Origin of the sequence: Okeania sp. SIO2B9, assembly GCF_010672505.1 — a bacterium.
Classification (GTDB): domain Bacteria; phylum Cyanobacteriota; class Cyanobacteriia; order Cyanobacteriales; family Microcoleaceae; genus Okeania; species Okeania hirsuta.
The window spans coordinates 1-2,806 of record NZ_JAAHGK010001031.1 but is presented as its reverse complement, the minus strand read 5'-3'; the positions used below and the strand labels follow the sequence as shown (position 1 = coordinate 2,806).

The following is a 2,806-nucleotide window of genomic DNA, read 5'->3' as shown; positions in this document are numbered from 1 at the left end:
TTTCTTTACTTTTGAGGACTGAGTTCTGAGGACGGCAGCCAAAAGCACATACCCCGTGCAAATATACCATAAGGGTTCTATAGAGGTCTTCCATAGTTACTAAAATTAAGGTACTATAGTAGTCTGTCTATAATTATCTATACAATAACTTTCATGGCTGTACCAAAGAAGAGAACTTCCAAGTCTAAGACAAATATGCGAAAAGCTCAGTGGAAGCGTAAAGCAAGACTGGAGGCACAGAAGGCGCTATCTTTAGGGAAATCAGTTCTTACTCAACGTTCCCACAGTTTTGTATATCCAAGTGCTGAGGAAGAAGAGGAAGAAAATTAATCTATCAGAGAATTGGGAAAAATAATGTCCAATTCTCAAAATATTTTAACCATTAGACTAATTTATCCTAGCAACTGGCAAAATGAACATCGCATCACCAAAAGAATAAAAGCGATATTTTTTGGCAATCGCCTCCTGGTATAAGCTAAAAAGGCGTTTTCTCCCAATCATTGCACTTACAAGCATCAGCAGACTGGAGCGTGGTAGGTGAAAATTAGTGATTAGACCTTCTACTATTTGCCACTTGTAGCCTGGATAAATAAATATATTGGTATAACCAGAAAATGGTGAGATAGAAAGCTGTTCATTACTATTGTTCTGATTAGCTAGCGCTGCTCCCTCAAGAGCTCTAACTACTGTTGTTCCTACTGCAATTATACGTCCACCTTGGGATTTTGTTTGATTAATTTTGTCTACAACTGATGGTGAAACCTCTATCCATTCGTAGTGCATATCATGCTTCGTGATGTCTTCAGTCTCAACTGGCCGAAATGTACCAAGACCAACGTGTAGTGTGATGAAAGCTAGTCTAATATTTTTTTGTTCTAGTTTCTCTAGTAATTCATCAGTAAAATGTAAACCAGCAGTAGGTGCAGCTACTGCACCTAAAATAGTACCATATACAGTTTGATATTGTTCTGTGAGAGCCTGTGAATCTGTCACATAAGGCGGAAATGGCACATGACCAAATTGGTCTAATAAATTGATTAACGAAATTCCTTGAGGTAAGTTAAACTGTAAAAATCGCCCACCAGTTTCTCTATCTGTTGATAATACTGTTGCCTGTAACTTATAATTACAGTTAGATGAATTAGGTATAAATTCAATTGTTGTACCATTGCTAAAACGTTTACCAGGCTTGACTAAAGCCAGCCAACAATCATTTTCCACTGGTTTGAGCAACAATATTTCTACCCGAGCACCAGTAGTTTTGTGGCCATAAAGCCTCCCAGGAATAACGCGAGTATTATTTAAAACTAGTAAGTCTCCTGATTCGAGTAAATCTGGTAAATCTCTAAAAATACAATTATGATGTGTAAGTGAATCTACAACCATTAAATGAGAACTATCCCTGGGGACAATGGGGTTTTGAGCAATTAGCTCTTGGGGCAGTTCATAGTCATAAGCATCAATAGACCAATCTACCTCAGTCATATTAGTGATATATAACTCGTAATTGGGTAAAATCCCCCAGATAAATTAGGGTAGTTTTCCCCTAGTGATATGCTACACATTAAGAGAAAATATAGAGTATATAAGTACAGAATTAATTTTCAGAGTGTAGAGCAGATGTATCTGTAGTGAAAAATAACAGATTGATCGTCTAGTTCAAAACTCTAGACATTCTAGAACATAAACCTAAATTATTAACTAGGAAGCGGCAATATCCGCCCCGCTCCCTACAACCGTTTTTCATTACCTTTAATTTTTCCTCTGTAGTAGCAAAAGATTTAGAGGTTAAACCGAGGGAAAAGCAGTAGTTTTCAGCGGTAATAGTTAGATTGAGATGGAATACCTTTACTTTATAGCAAATACTAGCCTCTGCCTGAGAGTAGTTGAATACCTATGCATTACTCATCAACTACCGCTTCAATTTATGACTGTGATTCATCAAATTGATGGTTGGGTAGTAAAAATCAAAATGAGTCACTACTTAACTCCTCAACAACATGGGGATTTTAGGGCTTTTATGAATGAATTAGGAATACCTTATCAGCCTGATATCCGTATCAGAATGGCATTGTGGAGTCTAGAAACTGGACAATCACCTTTAAGTGTGATGAGACGGTATCAGGTAGCAATAGTATCTCATGGCCAGCCCAATCAGGAGGAAATAGAATCATTCCGTACCCAATTTGTCAAGGGTTTAGGGTATTGTCCCGAAACTTTAGGTTGAGCTATAGTTTTACTCTTACTTTAATTTGTACCTGTACTTGTACTTGTACATTAATCATATTAGTACCGGTACAACAAGAGTAAGACACACTTAATTTATTCTTTATAATTTAACTTACTTTTCTAATTTGCACAGCATTCTACAGTTGAGAGCCTTTTGGTCATAAGGAATAGAAGTAATTTGCATTAAAATTGGTTTCTCATTCCAGCCTACAAAAATATCAAAGGAAGAAGAAAGCTAGGCGGTTTTAACCCTTGGATGAAAAATGAGTCACGGAATTGATTCTGTAGTCTGATAGTCCTTTTTTTAAATTAAAGTTTAGCCTATGGATGTTCCAGACTTTTGCTTAGTGCTTCTGGTGGCATAGGCAAATTATTGAATACCTCGCATTGCTGAAAAGAGGGATGAATTTTGGAAGTAGGGAAAATATATAATGATTGTATGATCTATGTTCTATCTGGATATGAAGCAAACAGAGATTTAGTACCTATAACCCTACTGACTACTAAAAATCATACTGTTATTCAACAACGCCTAATACCTGGATTAAACTCGTTTAGAGTTAATCAGGTATTAGGA

At 36.5% G+C, this 2,806-nt stretch carries 3 protein-coding genes; 2 read left to right on the top strand and 1 reads right to left on the bottom strand.

Features of this window, described 5'->3' with window-relative positions; genetic code table 11:
* Positions 1-153: 153 nt before the first annotated feature.
* Positions 154-330 (top strand): 50S ribosomal protein L32, encoded by a 177-nt coding sequence (rpmF, locus tag F6K13_RS26870; protein ID WP_124146740.1) that lies wholly within the window; start codon positions 154-156, stop codon positions 328-330.
* Between the two features lie 57 nt (positions 331-387).
* On the opposite strand, the gene queA is transcribed toward rpmF, so the two are convergent.
* Positions 388-1,485 carry a tRNA preQ1(34) S-adenosylmethionine ribosyltransferase-isomerase QueA gene (gene queA / locus F6K13_RS26865; protein WP_124146739.1) on the bottom strand — a complete coding sequence of 366 codons (1,098 nt, stop codon included), beginning with the start codon at positions 1,483-1,485 and terminating at the stop codon, positions 388-390.
* Positions 1,486-1,837: 352 nt separating this feature from the next.
* Between queA and F6K13_RS26860 the strand changes: the two genes are divergently transcribed.
* Entirely contained in the window at positions 1,838-2,227 is a 390-nt protein-coding gene (locus tag F6K13_RS26860) for a hypothetical protein (protein WP_124146738.1), read from the top strand.
* Positions 2,228-2,806 lie beyond the last annotated feature (579 nt).